General features: G+C 45.4%; 11 protein-coding genes. All 11 read right to left on the minus strand.

The window, feature by feature from the left end:
- A partial coding sequence (locus AC07M6_RS23965; RefSeq protein WP_494893922.1) for a sugar-binding domain-containing protein occupies positions 1-566 on the minus strand: 566 nt, incomplete at its 3' end.
- Between the two features lie 10 nt (positions 567-576).
- Positions 577-1,815: a TolB family protein gene (locus tag AC07M6_RS23970; protein ID WP_494893924.1), complete on the minus strand. Its 1,239-nt coding sequence runs from the start codon at positions 1,813-1,815 to the stop codon at positions 577-579.
- 44 nt (positions 1,816-1,859) lie between these two features.
- Positions 1,860-3,074: an alginate lyase family protein gene (locus AC07M6_RS23975; RefSeq protein WP_494893926.1), complete on the minus strand. Its 1,215-nt coding sequence runs from the start codon at positions 3,072-3,074 to the stop codon at positions 1,860-1,862.
- A 41-nt stretch (positions 3,075-3,115) separates the two neighbouring features.
- Positions 3,116-4,294: an alginate lyase family protein gene (locus AC07M6_RS23980; protein ID WP_494893928.1), complete on the minus strand. Its 1,179-nt coding sequence runs from the start codon at positions 4,292-4,294 to the stop codon at positions 3,116-3,118.
- A 71-nt stretch (positions 4,295-4,365) separates the two neighbouring features.
- Positions 4,366-5,136, minus strand: a complete 771-nt coding sequence (locus AC07M6_RS23985) for a DUF2334 domain-containing protein (protein ID WP_494893930.1) — start codon at positions 5,134-5,136, stop codon at positions 4,366-4,368.
- Positions 5,137-5,162: 26 nt separating this feature from the next.
- Positions 5,163-7,511: a polysaccharide lyase 8 family protein gene (locus tag AC07M6_RS23990; protein ID WP_494893932.1), complete on the minus strand. Its 2,349-nt coding sequence runs from the start codon at positions 7,509-7,511 to the stop codon at positions 5,163-5,165.
- 6 nt (positions 7,512-7,517) lie between these two features.
- Positions 7,518-9,845 (minus strand): glycoside hydrolase family 3 N-terminal domain-containing protein, encoded by a 2,328-nt coding sequence (locus AC07M6_RS23995; RefSeq protein WP_494893934.1) that lies wholly within the window; start codon positions 9,843-9,845, stop codon positions 7,518-7,520.
- Between the two features lie 85 nt (positions 9,846-9,930).
- On the minus strand, positions 9,931-11,091 hold the full coding sequence (locus AC07M6_RS24000; protein ID WP_494893936.1) for a glycoside hydrolase family 88 protein: 1,161 nt from the start codon (positions 11,089-11,091) through the stop codon (positions 9,931-9,933).
- A 4-nt stretch (positions 11,092-11,095) separates the two neighbouring features.
- Positions 11,096-12,925: a RagB/SusD family nutrient uptake outer membrane protein gene (locus AC07M6_RS24005; RefSeq protein WP_494893938.1), complete on the minus strand. Its 1,830-nt coding sequence runs from the start codon at positions 12,923-12,925 to the stop codon at positions 11,096-11,098.
- A 35-nt stretch (positions 12,926-12,960) separates the two neighbouring features.
- Complete coding sequence (locus AC07M6_RS24010) at positions 12,961-16,107, minus strand: SusC/RagA family TonB-linked outer membrane protein (protein WP_494893940.1); 3,147 nt, start codon at positions 16,105-16,107, stop codon at positions 12,961-12,963.
- A gap of 225 nt (positions 16,108-16,332) precedes the next feature.
- Positions 16,333-20,421: a hybrid sensor histidine kinase/response regulator transcription factor gene (locus AC07M6_RS24015; protein WP_494893942.1), complete on the minus strand. Its 4,089-nt coding sequence runs from the start codon at positions 20,419-20,421 to the stop codon at positions 16,333-16,335.
- Positions 20,422-20,458: the final 37 nt, after the last annotated feature.

The following is a 20,458-nucleotide window of genomic DNA, read 5'->3' on the forward strand; positions in this document are numbered from 1 at the left end:
AGCTCGAGGTACACCGGGCGGTAGATGCCGCCGAATACCCAAAAATCACCATTGCGCTCGGCACGGTTCACGGAAGCGTCCGCCGACATCTTGCTCACTTTTACTTCCAGCAGGTTATCGGCGCCAATGTTGACCAGATCGGTAATGTCATACTTGAACCTGTAAAACGCACCCTGATGAACAGGCCCGGCCAACTTACCGTTGATCCTGACCTCGGTATCGGTCATCGACCCTTCAAAAACGATAAACACGCGTTTGTGCTGTACATTAGCGCCCAGTTTAAACGGATGCTTATACAAACCTTCCTCATCATGCTTCACCTTATCATGACCGTAGTTATACCCGCCAAAGCCCTGGAACTCCCAGTTGGAAGGCACAGGAATGGTCGTCCATTCCCCGCTCTTCCTGCCACCGGTGCAGTAAAAGTCCCAATTGACCGTATGGTCTTTATCCGTTCCCGACAGGTTCTGCCGGATGGTCTGGTAACTATTTAAATCCTTTTTTTGCTGGGCAAACAAGGAACCCGAACAAAAAAAGATTATCGCCAGATAGCGCTTAATAACCATTGTACGCATATTAATATTTGACTTTCATGATATAGACCTGGCGCGTGCCGGTATGTGTTGAATTGAACCCGATCATATCACCTTTAGGGCTCCAGCGGCAATGAATATCCGCGCGCCAGCCCGCTTTAAATGCCGGTGGTTCCGGGAATGCACCCAAACTGATGACATCATCCGTTTTCATGTTCAGTAAAAAGATGTGTTGATCACGGGTATCCTTATCGGGATAAGTATCGGTAACCATCCACTTCCCATCGGGTGAAAAAGTACCGTGACCATCACGGTCCTCCAGCTTCCCATTGCCAAGTTTTTTATAATCCTGTTTACCAGGCGTAAATAAAATGTGAGAAAAGTTCTTCTCATCAGCCATCGCGGTGACCATTAACCTGCCGTCATTCAACCAGTCGAAGTGCGAGCCACCCCAATTGTCAGGAAAACATTTTTGTAGCATACTCCCGTCTTTATTCGCTGTAAAAGAAACGGTGTTCCAATCCGGGATAGCCCTGGCTAGAAAAAAGAATTTAGAACCATCTTTATTGAAAAGCACATGACCAATGTATTCTATGCCAGTCGGGGATTTTATTTCCGGCACGAGCCCCTTTAACGAGGCCAGCGAAATAATCAATTTGGAACTGCCGGTTTGCAGGTCTACCAAAAATATACCATCGTCTTCCGGATATTGAACGTTCGGTTTGGCGTCCTGTCCGCCACCGGCATACCCATAATCGGTCCGGGTGATCCGCAGCCTGGAGAAATTGATACTAATGGCCTCCCGGCCATTTGGGGATACCGCGGCGACAGGAAAAGGTAAAACTTTGATCTCTTTTTTCGAGATCACATTCAGGATAACTGAAACATAATGCCCATCGCGCATGTCGTTGTAAATAATCAAAGAATCGGGATTTGTGGCCAGCCAATGGGCCATACAACCCTGCTGCATGTTCCAGGCACGGGTTTGGGTTAAAGGCAGGAACTTATTGGTCCTGAGATCGACTAGCCCTAACATCGCAGGTTGCTCTTCAGTAGGGATATTGTATTTCACGTCGGTCTCCAGCACCGTGATGTAGCGCTCATTCTTACTCCAGGAATTGATGCCGTAATAACTGGCGAACAGATGCTCATTGTCACTGCTCGTTACCTGAACAGGTTGCGAAACTGTTGGAAAGCCGGCTTTACCGCGCTCTTGAGCACTTGCCTGAAGCTGTAAAGTAAGAAGGACACCGGCTCCCAGCAGGAAGATATTAAATTTCATAATAATGGGTTTAATCTTTTAACAATAAACTGGACGATCCCGCTTTACAACGGAACGCCATAGTGTGTAAAGGTTGTGAAGCTCAAAAAGAGATCACCCCCTTGCGCCCTGTACGGCGCACCTAAATGCGCACCGGACGTATTTACCCAGGTTCTCAGTGTGTCCATGCTGGGAGAGTGATAATAACGGTAAGCCAGTTCAACACCGCCGTATTCTAACTGGCTTCCGCAAGGAACGCTTCCATTGGCGCAGCTCACTTGTTGTTTGTAGGCTGAAAGCATAAAATCGTAACCGTACTTGATCCGTCTGCTTGTACTTCCATACAATGTCGTGTCGCCCTGAATACGCGCGATCTCGGCCCCATAAGTCAAGCCGGTCAATGAAAATTGAAAATGACCGCAATCCCCGCGGCCACATAGCTCGGGCATCGTCCCGCCGGATAAGATCAATTGGGGCAGCAGTCTGACCAGGCTGTCTACACCATTCTGGTAAACACTTCGGTTATCCATAAATACACCCGCGGTAACCTTGGCATAAGCAGCCGACACCCGCCAGTTACTAGCGTAATACTGGGTACTCGTCAGAATCTGGTTCGAATTGTTCTTCAGCATATTGATGAAGGATATAAACTTATTAATGTCAGTGCTCGACCAATTGGCACTAACACCGCCTGGCTGATAATACCTGATGATCTCGGCAGCGGCTGCATAGGTAGGTTGAGCCCAGGCAGACATCAGTTGATACTGATCGGGATTGGGTTCTCCGGCATGCGTTGTTACCGCGGTACAATTGTATGCCCAACCGTTCAGTATAGCTTTGGCGTTATCTGCATCTGCAGTGGCACCCGTTTTAACCCAGCGCAAAGCCCAGGCGTAGGCCAGTATCGCGTTTGATTTAAACTGGAGTGCTGTAGCAGATGTATCGGTATTATAGGTCACAACAACCGACGGGTACGAGGCAGGCATCGGGTGTGTATTTATATATGCAATTACCGTGTTGGTATAGTCGATGTTACGGTTGTTTGTACCGGCATTGGCCTGTGACCTGATCAGATCCAGCGTTGCAGTGGTGTTCAGGATGCCCGGATGGACGAATGCTGGTGAAGCAGGGAAACTGTTAGTACCCTTAGGCAGATTTGCAGTCTCCGGATCTGATGAAGTCGCACTGTTAATCTGACGTTTGGTGCACATCACCAGCAGGCTGGTCATTGCGATGCCGATCAAAGCGGCTGCCCAGTAATAGTTTTTGAAGTTTTTCATAATGTATGGTTTTAATTGGTTAATAACTTTATTATTCCTTTTTATAACGGAACGCCATAATGTGTATAGGTCGTAAAACCAAGGAAAGTATCACCACCTTGAACGCCAAATGGCGCACCAACGCTTGGGAGCGTTCTCAGTGAATTCAAGCTACTTGAATGGTAGTATCTGTAACCGATTTCAACACCCGGATGTTCAAGCTGCGTAGAACATGACTTACAACTGATGAGGTTTTGATAGGCGGTGTACATATAGTCGAATCCCAACTTGATCCGCGTACTTTGGTATCCGTAGACTGAAGTATCACCCTGAATACGTGCAATCTCGGCACCATAGCTCAGGCCGGTGAGTGAAAACTGAAAATGACCGCAATCCAGAAAACTGCAAAGTTCGGGCATCGTGCCGTCAGATTGAATCACCGTGGTCATGATCGTTTTGAGGGAAGAGACCCCATTTTGATAAACGCTCAGACTATCCAGAAATACGCCTGCAGCGATCCTAGCATAGGAAGCTGAAACCCGCCAGTTATTGTTGTGTCCGTTCCCGGTTAAAATTTTGTTGGCGTTATTTTTCAGTAAATTGATAAAACCTTTAAAGGTATTGATGTCAGTACTCGACCAGTTAGCGCCCTGGCCATTGATCGTATAATACCTGATGATCTCCGCTGCGGCGGCATAGGTAGGCTCTGCCCAGGCACAATAGAGTTCGTACTGCGCCGGATCTGCAACTCCCGCCTGGGTGTATATGCTCGTTAAATGAGCGGCCCAACCATTTAAAATTGTTTTTGCGCTGTCCGCGTAGGCGGCGGTCCCGGTTTTAGCCCAACGCAGGGCCCAGGCATAAGCGAGGATCGCGTTTGATTTAAATTGTGCCGCGGCCACTGAAGTATCTGATACACCAACGGTGCTTGGGAATGTAGTCGGCATATGGTGATTCGTGATATAATACATGACCCGGGAATTGAAATAGCTACTCCTGTTATTAATTCCGGCATTTACCTCTTTTCTTATCGTATCCAATGTCGCCTGGGTATTTAAAATCCCGGGGTGGACGAATGGAAGTGAACCAGGAAAGCTGTTCATACCTTTAGGAAAATCTTTCGCCGCTTCTGAGGAAGTCGTGTTGCCAATTTGGTGTTTAGTACACGTCACCAGCAAGCTGGTAAGGACGAGTCCGATAAGAGCTACTCCCCAGTAATAGTTTCTAAAATTTTTCATCATAAATGGTTTTAATTGGTTAGTAATTATTCTTGTAAGATGTCAATGAAGAGAGTAATAGTTGACGGTTCAGATCATTTTTTAATCGTGCTTAAATAGTATGCGTACGGTAATACAAATTCACAGCCCTGAGAAATCAAATAATCAAGTATGAGATCAAACTGTGCCAGTTTAGCGGCATCCCAATTATTAGGATGGCCTTGCAAGATGATATAATCGGGATATCTGCTTTTGCGTTGCTGATACTGTGTTACAAAATGTTCATAATTGACATTTCCTGTGCTGATCTCCATATCGACCCGGTTATTAAAATTGGCCACGCCATCAGTTTCCCTGGTTTTCAAACTGTTAAGCATGGAGATCTTGTAATTCGGGTTTTGTTTGATTACCTTATTAAAAGTGGAATCACTGGCGTTATATGGAGCGCCGAAAGTATGCATGGTCACACCCAGCAATGTTTTGACCCGCTGATCTGCACGGTTAAAGTGATCCAGTTGAAACGCATAGCTTGTACCTTTATACTCCTGGCACATATTAGGCGGATTATCCTTAGAGTGGTCAAACCCATGGTTCCATACTTCAAATAATTTTTCTCCTTTATCGTTGGTCGCATTGATATAAGTATGATAAGCCAGGTTTGCTGTAGTGTCCAGGCGGTTCGCGATTACGCCTATCGCTACCTTGATCTTTCTTTTCAGTAAATCATCCAGAACAGGCTTAGCGCTGCTTACACCATTTTTTGAACCCAGATCATCCAATTTGATGATCACCTTAGGCTGCGCAATACACCATTGGATGTTGATCAGCAGTACGATCAGCAGGATAATATTTTTAGTGTTATACATCGGTGACAAGTTTTTAATGCTTATGCTCATTTTTTGTTAAATACAACTGTTATCGTTTGCCCTTTCAAGCCCTTAACATCCACTGAAAATTTAAGCGTCGGCTTTAATTGTATGACCACAATCCGGTCAGTTGGTGCAGCTATTCCGACAAAAGGATTATTGACTTCTATATTGATCAGGCCTTCATTCAACATCGTGGGATCGGCTACTGCCATGGTCAGGCTTTCAGCCTTTTCCAGTATCATGACCGCCGCTTTCTTATCGCAAGTCAAATAGGGGCTGCCGTTTACGAATACGGCCGTTATGCTATCTTTCCAGAAATTGGCACCGGTCAATCCTATTTTTTTGTCTCTTACGGATTGGACTACCGCGGTATTCGATAAAATCTCGATGTCCGGACTTTTAGCATATTTTTCGACCTGGTTTGCAGTATAGCCGGGTAATAACACATAAGCATACTTGTTTTCAGGGTCCTTGTTATCTTCAGCATGGTTACCCTGATCTTTCCATAAAGTCAGATAGTTGCGTGTATTCATTGCACCGTCTTCTCCGGTTCGCACATCGCTCCATCGGCCGCTTTGCGGCTGGCGCCGCATATCAAGATCGATTCCGTCGGGAAAGTAATAGCCTACGTCCCCATCTTTAACATTCCCCGAAAGATGTGCCCAGTGTATTCCCGTCTTTTGACGCAGATCGAAGAGCGAAGGCATGCTTACCCCGTCGACCATGAAGGCATTGTCATTCTCGTCTCGAAGTTTGCGTTGATCGATGGTTGTCAATACCATTTTATTGTCCTTGTTCGCAATGCCCGCACCTAAACATACGATCTGGTGATCCAACATAAACCATGATTTCTTTGCGGTCAGGGTAGTCCCGAACGGGTTCAGATCCATCCCGCTCAGGCCATATCGGTCAAGTAAACTTACACCGCCTACCCAGGTTTTATCACTGGGCTTGTTCGTGAGCGCGGTCGAGTTCTCCTCGGTCGTTGTGCCGGCCAGGTGCTGATAGTCAACTGTACACCAAAAACCATCTTCAAACTGGGTTTGATCGGCATTGTAGAGGTAGGTCATCCCATCGGAAAGGTGCCAGCCCTTTAAGTTCTCCTGGTTGATCGATTCGAAATTATAAATGCGTGCCGAATGCATACTGACCGCAAAAGCATAATCATCCGCTTGTTGTACGGCCCGGTCCATGTTGCCAAATTGACGGTAAGCCCTGTAATTTTCAGGGGCAATGATCGCTTGGTTATTCATGATCGACCTAGCCATCCGCGTCAGGGTGATCGTTGAAAAACTGATCCCGTGCTGATTTGCCCCGATATAAGATTTGATGATAGCATTCAATTTTTCACTTTCATTTTTTGGAGCTTGCTGAACCAGTAACAGGAGTCCCTCTAATAATTCCCTTGTTTTTGAATGTTCTGTCGAACCGGACCGGGCAATACCGCGTCCCATGACCATGCTCATCATGCCGCCCCGATAGATCAACGGCTCGTAAGCGTTGTAGATCCAATCATAAATATGGGCCGAAGAAGGCATATCTACGTTGATCTCTGGAAACAAGTACATGATTTCGGCTAAGGATGAGATCATCGAAACCCCATAACCCCCGGTATAGGGATGCTTATTGTGTTGGATGAAGGAGCCGTCCGTATAAAAACCATCACCCGCTTCGACGTAATCGAACACCGGCCGGAGAGACCGGACAGCGTAATCCATCTTATGAACATCATTGGCCAATATGGAGGATAGGGCGATTATTTTGCTGATCCAGACCAGGTTTCCGGCGGTATAGGTCCCTACGTCTGGTGTTGAATGCTGGATCGTACGCAAATAAAGACTACGGCGTTCCGGTAAAACATCGTCATACATCAAAAATAGGATATCATTGAGTTTCTCCGGGCTGCCGATGCGGTAATCCCACCAGTTATTGATGCCACCGGTAGCCGGTACCTTGGTCTTTTCGTTATAACAATTTACATACAGCCATTGCAGGCCGAGCAAAATGTCTAGCTTTAAGGATCTGTCATGATACCATTTCGTGCCGACAGAACGGTAAGCCAGCGCCATGGAAAATAAACGGGTATAGCTTGCCGTGATATCGGTCGACCTATTATATTTCAGATCAGTCCATACGGTTTTCCGGCTTGCCGTATCCCGGTTGAAAAGGTTTTCATATGTCGTGACGTTACTCTCGATCGCTTTAAGCTTGACTTTGATCTCCGGATCGTTCGGGTCGTAATGCCCGCCTGTTAAAAAGTCGGTCCATCGTAGCCTCAAAGAGTCACAATTGGTCATAGTTCCCTGAGCGTACAGCCCATGACCGAGCCCGTTAAAAAGAACGAGGCAGATCAATAACTTCATGGTTTTCATACGGTTTTATTTTACGGTTAACGACGCTACTTTCAGGTCACGATCAAGCGAAGAACCGCCGACCATCAGAGTATATTCGCCGGGATCAACCACATACCGCATTTCCGCGTTGTAATCAGAAAGCAGGGCGGGGGTGATCCTAAAACTCACGGTGCGGGTTTGTCCTGGCTGTAAGCTTACCTTAAAAAAACCTTTTAATTGCTTAACCGCCCGCGTGACATCGCTCACCGGTTCGTGGATATAGAGTTGTACAATTTCTTCCCCGTCCAAGTTTCCGCTGTTGGTGACCTCGATGCTGGCTGTCAGGCTGTCCTCGCCATTGATCTCTTTTTTGTTCGTTTTCAGTTCACCGTAAGTAAATTGGGTATAGCTCAATCCCTGGCCGAACGAGAATAACGCCCCGGTTTCGTTCGTTACATAACCACGGGTATAGGCCGAGGGCTTATAATTGTAAAATGTGTGGATCTGCCCGACTGACCGCGGGAAACTGACAGGTAGTTTGCCCGAAGGATTGGTTTTGCCGTAAAGGATATTGGCTACGGCCGTCCCGCCTATACTACCAGGCTCCCAGGCCTCCACGATGGCGCTTACCTTTTGAGATAACGATGAAATATCCAGCGGCCTGCTGTTCACCAGTACCAGGATCACGGGTTTACCCGTTTTGCAAATGGCTTCCACCAGCTCTTGTTGCCTGCCTACCAATTGCAGATCGTCCCGGTCCATATTTTCGCCGGAGGTTTTTTCTTTGTCCAGGTAGCGTAAAGAGTTTTCTCCAACAACGACCACGACCGCATCTACCTCTTTTGCTTTAGCCGCGGCAATGCTGATGTTCTCAGGGCTGATGTTCCTGACCGAACTGCCGACATCAAAATATTCTACGGTATATCCCTCGGGCTTTTGCTGCTGCATTCCTTTCACGACAGTGACCACATGGTCTTCAGGTTGCAACTGGCTCCAGTCACCGAGGATGGCCTGGTTGTTCGCGTTGGGTCCGGTAACAAGTATCCTTTTGAACTTATTAGCTGACAAGGGCAATATATGATCATTTTTAAGCAGTACGATCGCCTCTTCAGCCGCTCGAAGTGATAAAGCCGTATGTTGTGGCGTAAATACAGCGGAAGCGACCTTTTGAGGATTGACCCACGCATTTTCAAATAACCCGAGGCGAAATTTAGCCTCTAAAATGCGGCCGGCCGACTCGTTTATCCGCTGCTCGGTTAGTTTGCCTTCTTTGATCAGCCGCAGTATGGCTTCTGAAAAACCCGGGCCATGCATATGCATGTCCATACCGGCCAGCATGGTCTTTAGCACGGCTGTGGTCGTATCTTTAGCAATCCCATGCATGGTTACCAGCCTTTCAATATCCATCCAATCGGAGATGTAAAAACCCTCAAATCCCCATTGTTTACGAAGCAGATCATCCATCAGCTGTTTATTGGCGTGGCCCGGCGTACCGTTGATCTCGTTATGGGCGGGCATCACGGTGGATACACCGGCCTTGACAGCGGCGCGATACGGCGGCAAGTAAATTTCATTCAATGTTCTTTCAGAAATATCTGTCGGGGCTGCATTTATCCCGTTAATAGGCTCGCTACCTGCAATCAAATGTTTGGCGCATGCCAATACATCTATATGATCTTTATTACCTCCTTGTAGGCCATTGATCATTTCTACACCCATAGCCGACACCAGGAATGGGTCTTCCCCGAAAGTTTCGCCGATCCTTCCCCAACGGGCATCCCTGCCTACATCCAGGTTTGGCGAAAAGGCCCACTGTGTCCCGGTCGCCCGCATTTCCGCGGCCGTATAAACGGATAATTGCTTAACCAAGCTGGTATCCCAGGTAGCCGCCAGTCCCAACGGAATCGGGTAGATCGTGCTTCCACTGACCATACCATTACCGTGAATGGCATCAATACCCAGTAGCAAAGGAATCTTTAGCCTGCTTTTTTGAGCCAGGGTTTGTAAATAGTTCGCTTCCTGGGCGGTTAAGACATGGAGAAAAGATCCGATCACACCTACGGCAACCATGTTTTCAACGTCCCCGGGCTTCAGTCCGGGGTAGAAAGCATAGGCATCGTTATGGTTCCCAAGCTGCGCCGATCTGTATTTACGCTCATTTGCTTTGATATATTCAGGAGCGACATACTGGCACATCTGACCAATTTTCTCTTCCAGGGTCATCCGTTGGAGCAGGTCGCGCACCCGCTCTTTAACCGGCGCATTGGCGTTCAAATAAACAGGCGGAGAAACCCTTTCCTGTCCATAGCCGAGAAGGGGAACGGCCAGCGAAATGATCCAGGTGAATGTATATTTCAAATACTTATTTTCCATTATAGTGTTTTAGATAATCATAAAAATGTTTTTTTCGGCTAATTGCCTCATCAAAATAACGTTGATTAAAGTGTATCGTTAGCTATCATTTGAATCTGTCATATCGAAGCAATGCTTCCAGGTAATAGTAATCAGCATAGATCAGCGGGACATCGATCTCCTTTTTCGCTGGCAGATTGCCGGTAGAATGTTTTAACAGGAAATGATGGTTGCCTGTCGTCGCAAAATATTCAGGTGAGGACAAACTGGCCAAAACATCTTCAGCAAAAGAAAAGTAAGCCTTGCTTTTTTGCTTGTCAACAAACCGCGCTAATTCCAATAACGCTGATGCCGTAACCGCTGCGGCTGAAGCGTCCCGTGAAACGTAGGGGATACCCGGATCGTTGAGATCCCAGAAAGGGATTTTGTCTTTGGGGAGTTTAAGATTATTTATTAAAAACTCGGCAATAGCCATAGCTTGTTGCAAGTATTTCTGATCCTTTGTTTCCCGGTACATAACCGTATAGCCGTACAAGCCCCAAGATTGCCCCCTTGCCCATGCTGAATTATCGCTGTAGCCCTGCGCCGTTTTTTTCGCCAGCACACCCCCGACACTGTCATAAAGCACCACATGATAGCTGCTTTGATCGGCACGGAAATGATTTTTTAAAGTATTATCCGCATGGCTCACTGCTATTTGATATAAGCGTTTATCGCCGGAGGCCTTTGCGGCCCATAATAAGTATTCGAGGTTCATCATGTTATCAATGATGACCGGATAATGATATCCCTTGAAATTATCCCAGGACTTGATCAATCCCACCTTAGGATCGAAGCGTGATGCCAGGGATGAAGCTCCCTTTAACAGCACAGACTTGTAACTAAGATCCCCGGTCAACCTGAAACCATTTCCATAAGAACAGTACAGAATAAAGCCAAGGTCATGAGTGCTCGTGTCATCTTGTTCCTTTGCTAACCCGGATGTCCATTTTCTCGCCGCATCTTTAAATTGCGGATCATGTGCGTATTCCCAGAGGTACCATAGTGCCCCCGGAAAAAAGCCACTTCCCCACCATTCAGCCTTCATTTGCCTGACGCTGCCATCCGGGGTCACTGATTGCGGAAATGCGGTGGAGTCGCTGGTCGCACTGATCATCATCCTATACTGCCGTGCAGCTAATTCCATCTGTTTTGGAACATTTACTTTATTCTGCCCGCTTACGATGAAAAAGCAGAACACCAGACAACTGGTAATATATATTTTCATAGCGCTACCAGCCAGGATTATTTGTGGTTATTGCCGGATTAAGCGATAGCTCGCCTATTGGTATAGGAAATAACAGATCGCGGTTGGTCACGTTCTTATACGGAGTGAGCGCATTTGCCTGACCCGAATAACCCAATGTATTATTTGGTGTAACCGGTGCCTGAGTGGTAATGATATTTACCATATTCTGCATGGTACTTAAAAAAGTGCCCCAACGCAAAAGGTCGAGTTTACGAAAGCCCTCAAAAGCTAACTCAAACGAACGTTCTTGTTGTATAGCTACGCGAAATGCAGACTGACTGCTGGTCTGGGCGGGTAATAAAGCAGAGGCTGGGTCGGCGGCGCTGTATACTGTAGCAGTTGCGGTAGCACCAGTGCCCACGCCGGTAAAGCTGACGGTTGGAGCTGTGGTATATGCCGAACCTACCGCTGTTATAGTTATTTTGGTTACTTTACCACCCGATACGGTAGCAGTTGCAGTTGCATCTGTGCCTGCGCCGGTAATCGTTACCGTTGGAGCTGTGGTGTAACCTGTACCACCCGCGGTTATGGTAATGTTTTTAACGCTGCCGCTAAAAGCACGCGCCCTAACGCTGTTAACAGCGGCAATAGCGCTTGCTGTAGGGCCGCTTACTTCATTTGTCGCTTCAGCAAACATCAGTAATATATCGGCGTAACGTAATAATGGCCAGTTCGTACCACCGAAGTTTTTATTGGTGATGATAGCCGGATTCTGATACTCGCGGCGCCATTTGGCAACCGAGCGCCCCCAAACGAAGGTTGAAGGGAAGAATATTTTACCCTTGCTCGCATCGTTACCGCTATAATAAAAAGGAGTTATTGCCCAGTCACGACGGTTATCGCCGGCGGCGTAAGCATTAAAAAACGAACCTGTGGCCGAATAGTTACCCTGCATAAAACCAACATTGATATTGGTATTGTTGACACCAACGGTCGAACCAAAACGTTCATATTCGGTATAGATACCCGCAGCATCACGGTAGAACTCAACTTCCCAGATACATTCTTTTTGGTCGTTAATATCTTGTGTTTCGTTAATAAATATTTGCTTGTAATCCGGATTTAACGAGTGCAGGCCTGAGTTGATCACTTTTTGTGCCCAGGTTACAGCTTGAGGGTAGTATGTTGGGTCGTTTAAGCGTCCGGCGGCATATAGGCAAACACGTGCCAAGATACCATCAACGGCGCTGGTTGTTACCCTGCCGGTAACGCCGGGAAACCCGGCTATACCTTTTACTAAAGGCTCGGCCATTGTCATGTCCTGTATTACCTGGGCGTAAACCTGATTTGCTGGTATGCGTGGGTAACTGGTTTCGTTTACCGAATTTGTAGTGCCTGTTTTTAACGGTACATCGCCCCAATAGCTTACCAATAGAAAGTGATAATAAGCACGCAAAAACAGAGCCTCGCCACGCACATAGTCTTTAACTGACTGCGCCACGTCCGCCTTATCAACATTGGCCAATATTAAATTAGCGCGTTCAATACCAATGTATAAATTATTCCAGCAGTTGGTAAAGTTTACGTAGGAAGAATTGACATTATACCAGCTTGCTGCAATGGTATTCGATGAACGAAAATAATCTTCATCGTTAGCCGCCGGTGCCTCGAGCGAAAGAAAACGTGAAAAAGTAGACTCGTCGATGTTGCCCAACTCCGTGTAAACAGCAGCCAAAGCAGAGTTTAATTGTGCCTCATTATTATAGAATGTTTGTGGTGCGATTGAATCCTGGGGTAGTTGGGTAAGATATTTTTTGCAGGACGTTAACGTTGTAAAAAGCAAGATGATGGCTATAGTAATATTTTTTTTCATGACGTTTAATGTTAAACCTGTTAAGTATTCAGTTGTTAGAGTGACACATTTAAACCAAAAGTTATTACCCTGGCTTTAGGGTAAGCGGAGTAATCTATACCCGGTGTTAAAGCCGAATTAAAAATGGACACTTCAGGATCAAGGCCGGAATACTTGGTCCAGGTGATCAAGTTTTGAACCGATGCGTACACACGTAAATTTGTTAATTTAACATATTGTAGTAGCTTTTTATTGAAAGTGTAGCCGAGATTTATAGTCTTCAGTCGCAAAAAAGACCCGTCTTCCAATAACCGGGACGAATACACAGCTGGACCAAAACCACCGGTTCTGTAATAAGTATTGCTAGGGTTGGTAGGCGTCCATCGATCCTCGTAACTGGCAAACTGATTAGATCCTAAAACAGTTGATCCTTCCAGTTGCAGTTTATTGAGATTCTGTACCTGATTGCCATAAACAAACTGGAAAAATATATTCAGATCAAACCCCTTGTAACTAAAATTATTGGAAAAGCCACCGCTAAATTGTGGATTCGGATTGCCAATTGTTCCCAAATCGTTTCCATCAACTACCCCATCGCCGTTAATATCCGCATATTTTATATCGCCGGGCTTTATCGTCGAACGGGCATTCCCGTTATTTGGTACATCTGCCTTCAATGTATATACTCCCGCGCTTGGGTGGTCAAAATCGCTATATTGATAATTGCCTACCCACTGATACCCATAAAACATGGCAACCGGCTGACCTACTGTTGCCGCATAATCGGGTGTTAGCGCTATTCCTCCTGTATTGATCCATTTAACTGCGGTTAACAATTGTTGCTGGCCTTGTGCCAGGGCTATTACTCTACTACGGTTAAACGCGATATTAAAAGTACTCGACCAGGTAAAATCCTTACTTTTTAAATTTTCAGTGCCTAGCGTAAACTCCAAGCCTCGATTTTGTATTTCACCAATATTTTCGAAAGCCGATAAGTAGCCGCTGGCACCCGGCAGTTGTGAGTTTAGGAGCAGGTCAGACGTTTTCTTGTTATAAATGTCCGTTGTCAGCGTGATCCGCTGATCAAAAAAGCCGAGGTCAACACCTATATCCGTTTCAGCTGTACTTTCCCATTTTAATGCTGGATTAGCCAGAGAACTTGCATAAGCCCCGCTTAACCAGTTGTTACCGAATGAATAAGAGTCGGTACCCCCTTGTCCGAGCAATGCGTAAGACGCCCTATCGTCTACACGATTGTTCCCAGTAATACCGTAGCTTGTTCTTATCTTTGCATCGGACACATATTTGTTGTTCTTTAAAAAACTTTCTTCGCTTAAGTGCCAGGCTAATGAGCCGGATGGAAAATATCCCCAAACGTTGTCGCCAACAAATTTAGAAGAACCGTCGGCCCTAAAGCTTATAGTGGCAAGATATCTTGATCTATAGCTATAATTTGCCCTGCTGATGAAGGAGGCAAGTGTGTTTTGAGATTTGCTAGTTGCAATTGAAAAAGGGGTTCCTTTAGAAAGTCCGTTTACGCCTAAACTTTCATTCGGGACAAGTATAGCTCGCATGCCATCAACTTGTGAACCGTTCCCCTGAATGGTGAAACCAGCCAACAAATTGATATAATGATTTTTGCGGATAACCTTATTATATGTTAATGTATTTTCGTTAACATAATTAGAAAGATTGGTAAACGTAACCGAACCGTTTGGTCCACCATTTCCTAAAGTACTCAACGGGCTGCCTAACCGTGAATTAGAAGTGTTAAAAACATCGGCTTCGGTATTATTAAAATTATAACCACCGGTCACTTTTAATTTCAGATCAGGTATAAAAGAATACTCTGCATAGGCATTTACAGTAAGCACGTTATTGGTCCGGCTCCTAATTTCGTTATAAGCGGTCAATACAGGATTCCATTGGTAGTTGGTTGCCGACACGACATCAAGGTCCTGGGCATTATCTAACAATACATCAAGGTTACCCGAACCTATAATGGGCCGGTATTGCCATACATTCGTTAAAAAACCAAACGATGATTGATTGTTACCACCTACTTGTGTACCATTGGTTACGACGTTACTGTAATTACCTACAAAACCGACCTTGAGCTTGCTATTAGCCTGCTGATCTAGACTGATACGGCCTTGATATCTTTTAAAGCCTGACCCGATGATCACGCCATCCTGCTGAAAAACAGAGCTTGAAACGGTATACTTTGTGTCCTTATTACCTCCCCGGATAGAAAGATCGTGGTTTGATGTTGCCGCAGTGCGGAAAACCTGGTCTTGCCAGTCGATCCCCGCCTTGTCTTTATAACTATCGAGGGTTTGCCCGTTAATCAGATATAATTGCTTGGCATTAGTTGAATCAACCTCCAACTGATATTTGACAAAATTATAAGGGTCCATCAGTTTCGCTCTTTGAGTTACGGTCTGCAGGCCATAGTATCCGCTATAAGTAACAACAGGGGGGCCGCTTTTGCCTTTTTTTGTCGTAATAATGATTACCCCGTTTGCGCCTCTGGCACCATATATTGCCGTTGAAGAGGCGTCTTTCAATACGTCGATCGATTCGATATCTGCCGGACTGATGGCATTATTGTTATAGTTTTCAATCGGAAACCCGTCTATAACATACAAAGGTGAGTTATCTTGAGTAACAGAATTGCCGCCGCGGATAACAATAGCTGGCGATGAACCCGGCTGTCCATCCGATGTGGTTACTTGTACGCCGGCAACGCGGCCAGCTAAAGCATCGTCAAATGATTTGACCGGCGCTTTGTTCAAGTCGCTCATACTTACCGTTCCGACCGATCCCGTTAAGTCTTTTCGGGTAGTAGAACCATAACCGATGACTATGACCTCGTTCAGGCTGCTGGATTTGTCGGAAAGCGTTACATCCACCACTGTTCTACTACCTACTACCTGTTCGTTAGTTTCATAGCCGATAAAAGAGAATGTCAATACGGCGTTATTATTGTTAACAATGATCTTGTATTTACCATCGGTAGTCGTTGACGTAGAAGTCTGTGTTCCTTTCACCCTAACCGTTACGCCAGGTAAAATTTCGCCTTTTGAGTCTTTTACCGTACCAGTGATTTGTCGGGAACTGTTGCTTTGCGCAAAGGTTGGTTGCCCATAGGCAATAAGCAATAGCAGAAATGTTTTAAAACAATTGAAGTAAAATCTCCTCATAATAATGTTTGATGAATTAATAATGCAGGTACAATAAGATGCACCCTGGTTACAATTTGGTTATAGCCTTGGTTAGCTAAGGGCAAACATATTAAGCTGAAGCCTAATGGGCTCATGCTATTCTCGTTATAAATACACGGCAAATTCGTTTTTAAAACGTAGGGAAGGGGTCAACAAAAAATACAAAGATCTAACAATCAAATTGTTAAATGAATGTGTCGATTTTTAGTTTTGCGCGCTGTAGGCTTTGGGGGTATAGCCAAATTGTTCTTTGAAGCACTTCCCGAAGTAGTTGATGTCCTCGAAGCCTACTTTATAAACAACTTCGTTGACCTGGAATTGTCCGGTCGCCAATAGCTGGGCTGCCCGTTTCAGTCTGATGGTTCTGATAAACTCTACGCCGGTTTGATTAGTTAAGGCCTTTAATTTTTTGGTAAAAGTACTTCGACTCATAGCGGTTTCATTGTTCAGGCTCTCGACACTTAAATTCACATCATCTATATGTTCTTCAATATAGGCCATCACTTTCCTCAGGAACAGTTCATCGGTATCGTTGATCTCGATATGGCCGGGCTCAAGCATAATTTCCTTTTGATACTTCATGCGCATCTTCTGGCGATTCTCGATCAGGTTCCACACACGAGCCTCCAGTACACTAAATGTAAAAGGTTTGGTCACATAATCGTCGGCCCCGGTATCCAGCCCCTCTAATTTAAAGATCGTCGGCGTGCGGGCGGTCAACAGGATCACCGGGATATGGCTGGTCTCGACAGCTGATTTCAGGTGCCGGCATAGTTCAATGCCGTCCATTTTTGGCATCATTACGTCGCTAATGATCACATCCGGCATATGCTCTTTGGCTAAAGCCCACCCGTCGAGTCCGTTTGTTGCAGTATAGACGACGAAGTCGTCCTGAAAGCCGGTTCTTACAAAATCCAGTACATCGTCATTGTCTTCGATGATTAGCAGATATAATTTCCCTTTTTCGCCGGCATTCAATATCTCCCTTTTACGCATGGAGAACTTTTGCCTCATGGAAGTCTCTGTTTGTCTGTAGTTAATGATTGCTTCACTGCCATTAAACGTGCTAACCAGTTCGTTTTCTTTCAGATGGTCCTTACCCATTAATAAGCCTATCTTAAAATGGGTATAACCGCGTTCGGCACCACGCTCGGGCCTGCTCTCTACGCTAATGGTGCCGTGGTGCAGTCCGATCAACTCTTTTGAAAATGCCAATCCTAATCCTGTGCCTTGTACATTTGAAAAATGGCTTTCGTTATGAAAAAATTGGTGGAACAACCGATCCATATCTTCCGGAGCAATACCGCAACCATTATCAATGACCCCGATAAATACCTGTTTATCAATACCTGAGTCCGAATCCCGCTCGGCGTAAAGCGTAATCGCTCCATTAACCGGGGTGAACTTAAAAGCGTTAGATAATAAATTGTAGATCACTTTTTCCAGCTTATCGCGGTCAAACCACATCAACAGTTCTTCTTCGCTCAGTTTTAGGGTCAGTTTAATGTTCTTTGATTGCGCCAGGCCGTTAAAGGCTAAAGCGATCTCTTTTAAAAAACTGATCAGGTCTTCCTGTCCGGCCTGCAGATACATATTACCGGATTCGAATTTACGAACATCAAGTAACTGGTTAATAAGCCGGATCAACCGCTCACCATTCCTTTGCATCATTGTAAGTTGGTGCTGTACGCGGCTGTCACCCTGGTTCAACTTAATCAATCGTTCAACCGGTGCCATAATCATAGTAAGAGGCGTTTTAATCTCGTGGGAGATATTAACAAAGAAATTCAATTTTTTTTGAGCCAATTCCTGATCTTTGAGGTGGCTGATGGATTCGTATTCCAGCTGGGCCTTTAAACGAGCGGTTCTGCTTGAGTAATAGTTGAAAAAATAGAGCGCTACGAATACAATGGCCATATAGGCCATATAGGCATACCATGTTTTGTACCAGGGTGGTAAGATAGTTATTCTTAAAACACGGGGCGTCTCATTCCATACGCCATCATTGTTAGCCGCTTTAACTTTAAAAAAGTATACGCCAGGATCAAGATTGGTGTAAGTTGCGACCGGGCTGTTACTGTAATGCCAGCCATTTTCGGCAAAGCCATCCAATTTAAAAGCGAATTGGTTTTTGCCGGGATTGATATAGTTAAGTGCGGCGAATTTAATACTGAAAAATGCCTGATTATAAGGTAAAGTGATCTCCTGCGTTTCATCGATCGGCTTGGCAAGGGCTGAGTTTTTGACACCAAATGGAACCGATTTATTAAAGACCAAAAAGTCCGTCAAGACGATGGCCGGCTTTACCCGGTTGATGACGATCTTGTCGGGATAAAAAGCGGTGATACCATTGATCCCGCCAAAAATGAGTTCCCGGCTGCTACTGATGATACCTGCTCCGGCAGTAAATTGGTTGCTTTGCAAGCCATCCTCAACGCTATAGTGTGAGGCTATGATGTTACCGGTTTTAAAAGGCGGACCAACGGTTTTAAAAAACAAACTGAACAGACCTGTATTTGTGCTCACCCAAAGACTACCTTTATCGTCTTCAAGTATCTGATATACATTATTGTTTTCAAGACCGGGCACTGTTGAGACCGGATAGAACCTGCCGGTTTTAGCATCAAGATAGTTCAATCCGCCTTCGGTACCTATCCATAACCGGTGATGCCGGTCCTTATAAATGCTCAAAACAGATTCGTTTGATAGACCATCCTGTTTGGCGGACCGTAAATTGTATCTTTCTATCAGATGCGACTTCACATTTAACCGGCTAAGCCCTGCCGATTTGGTACCGATCCATAAAAATTCCCCATCACGCAGAAGGGCGGTGACTACAGACGAGCCTATTCCGTCTCTTGCGTTGCGCATTCCCCGGTAGTGGTTTACCACTTTTTGATGTGCAATATAATAAAGGCCATTATAATTAGTTCCTGCCCATAAACCCTCTCCGTCTTTTAACAGGGTGAAGTTTTGGATAACACCTGCTTGCACGGGTTTGTCCAGGATGTTAGTTTCCGTAAACCGGTGGCTGACCTTATCAAATATTTTCAAGCCCAGACCGGTACCCACCCAAAGTTTGCCGGCATCATTATGCGGTTGTATCGCCTTCACACTACAGCCGGTCAGTTCTTTATTTTTATTGTTCTCGATAAAAAACACTTTGTTTTGATCCAGACCGGGGTCGATATGATTTAAACCACCGTCATCAGTACCGACCCAGAAACTTTTATCCCTATCTTGAAAAATGGAGTTGACGACGCCGGATGATAAGCCGTTGTTGCGTCCTAACTGTATGCCAAAATGATGGAAACTATCATACTGATGGTATAATACGCTGATGCCGCCGTTATAAGTACCTAACCAAATACTACCTTCATTATCCTGCATGATGCACTTAACAGAGGCGCTGCCCAGACTATTAGGATCGATCGGATCCGGCCTATAAGCGCTGATATGTTTGGTACGCGGGTCGATCACGTTTAAACCGTTCTTTGTTCCGGCGTAGATCTGCCCATTTTGAGCCTCCATCACTGCTCGCACCGCGTTGCTTATTAACCCGTTATTGCTGTTATAATTCGCCCACTCTTTCGTGTTTGGGTTATAACAGAAAAGTCCCGCTGTTTCCGTGGCCATCCAAAAGTTACCGCTATGGTCCCGGGTCATACTTTGAACCATGCACTTCAATAACACCCGCTGACTTTGTAAAAACGAGGGAATCGGTATAAATTTATCGGTGACAAGGTCATAAAATCTCAATTCCTGCATGCCCGCAATCCAAAGATGCTGATCATGGTCTATAAACAGAGCCTGGACCTTTCCATTGATACAGTTAATAAAATCAAAAGAGTTGCCGGTCTTATGTTTCGGATCATAACGCAATAAGCCATATTGAGAAGCCGCCCACACCCTGCCGCTCTTATCGGTCACGATGTCGAATACGCCATACTTGGCGTCGGAATTTTTCATTGAATATCGTACGAAGCGGTCAGTACTAGGGTCGTACCGGTTGATACCATTTGCAGTGCCGATCCATAAGCGGCCAAGTTGATCTGCTGCTATCTTGTTGATTCGGTTATTGCTTAAACTTTGGAGGTCAGCCGGATCGTTCTTGTACGTCGTAAACTCGATACCATCAAATTTACTTAAGCCGCCAAACGTACCGATCCAGATCAGGCCCTTTTTATCTTGAAAAATGCTCTGTGCTATGTTTTGGGGCAATCCATTATCAACCGTAATCCGCTTAAATACAAGAGGAGATTGAGGAAAAAGACTAATTGCCTTCAAAAGCATTACGCAGGTTAAAAAAATATATCTTCGCATTTCTTTC

It is taken from the genome of Mucilaginibacter sp. GW821-FHT07H05 (genome assembly GCF_059418485.1).

What these genes read in the sequence shown, in the direction of transcription:
- AC07M6_RS23970 (WP_494893924.1), bottom strand. Translation starts at nt 1,815, where the DNA reads ATGAAATTTAATATCTTCCTGCTGGGAGCCGGTGTCCTTCTTACTTTA.
- AC07M6_RS23975 (WP_494893926.1), bottom strand. Translation starts at nt 3,074, where the DNA reads ATGAAAAACTTCAAAAACTATTACTGGGCAGCCGCTTTGATCGGCATC.
- AC07M6_RS23980 (WP_494893928.1), bottom strand. Translation starts at nt 4,294, where the DNA reads ATGATGAAAAATTTTAGAAACTATTACTGGGGAGTAGCTCTTATCGGA.
- AC07M6_RS23985 (WP_494893930.1), bottom strand. Translation starts at nt 5,136, where the DNA reads ATGTATAACACTAAAAATATTATCCTGCTGATCGTACTGCTGATCAAC.
- AC07M6_RS23990 (WP_494893932.1), bottom strand. Translation starts at nt 7,511, where the DNA reads ATGAAAACCATGAAGTTATTGATCTGCCTCGTTCTTTTTAACGGGCTC.
- AC07M6_RS23995 (WP_494893934.1), bottom strand. Translation starts at nt 9,845, where the DNA reads ATGGAAAATAAGTATTTGAAATATACATTCACCTGGATCATTTCGCTG.
- AC07M6_RS24000 (WP_494893936.1), bottom strand. Translation starts at nt 11,091, where the DNA reads ATGAAAATATATATTACCAGTTGTCTGGTGTTCTGCTTTTTCATCGTA.
- AC07M6_RS24005 (WP_494893938.1), bottom strand. Translation starts at nt 12,925, where the DNA reads ATGAAAAAAAATATTACTATAGCCATCATCTTGCTTTTTACAACGTTA.
- AC07M6_RS24010 (WP_494893940.1), bottom strand. Translation starts at nt 16,107, where the DNA reads ATGAGGAGATTTTACTTCAATTGTTTTAAAACATTTCTGCTATTGCTT.
- AC07M6_RS24015 (WP_494893942.1), bottom strand. Translation starts at nt 20,421, where the DNA reads ATGCTTTTGAAGGCAATTAGTCTTTTTCCTCAATCTCCTCTTGTATTT.